Below are 451 nucleotides of genomic sequence, written 5' to 3'. Positions count from 1 at the left end.
CTTTGTAAGAAGTCAGTATGACCAGACTGGAGAATGGAGAGATTGGCTAGAATTGTATCATTCAGGAAATACTAATAATGAGTCAGTTGATTGGTCAACTAGAAACCTTAGTGTCAGCGGGACAGCCCTTTTTGGCTCAAGTATAAACGTACTCTACAATGTTACCCTTGGCGGGCAGATTAACTCTACTTATACGGGTGACATCATTAAATATGATGGGGAAGGAACTAAAACTATTTTGTTTTCTAATGGGGATTTAAGGTTCTGGACGGGAGGTGGTTCCGCTCTTAGAATAAACAGTGACAATGGTTATATCGGCATTGGAAATAATGTCCAATCTCCTGAAGAGAGGTTACAGGTTGATGGAAATGTTAAAGCTAGTGGTTTTGGAGAGTTTAAAAGTGGGTTAACGGTAAATGGGATAACTTCTATTGCAGGAGAGACCCAGGGT

1 protein-coding gene is annotated in these 451 nt (G+C 40.4%); it reads left to right on the top strand.

Annotation, left to right across the window (positions count from 1 at the left end; all coding sequences use genetic code 11):
- Nucleotides 1-451: hypothetical protein (locus tag E1171_RS23160; RefSeq protein ID WP_222931274.1), on the top strand; the 451-nt coding region annotated here is incomplete at both ends.

This window comes from Xanthovirga aplysinae (assembly GCF_009711365.1).
GTDB lineage: Bacteria > Bacteroidota > Bacteroidia > Cytophagales > Cyclobacteriaceae > Xanthovirga > Xanthovirga aplysinae.
The sequence above is the reverse complement of the archived record's forward strand: the minus strand, read 5'-3'. Positions and strand labels throughout refer to the sequence as shown.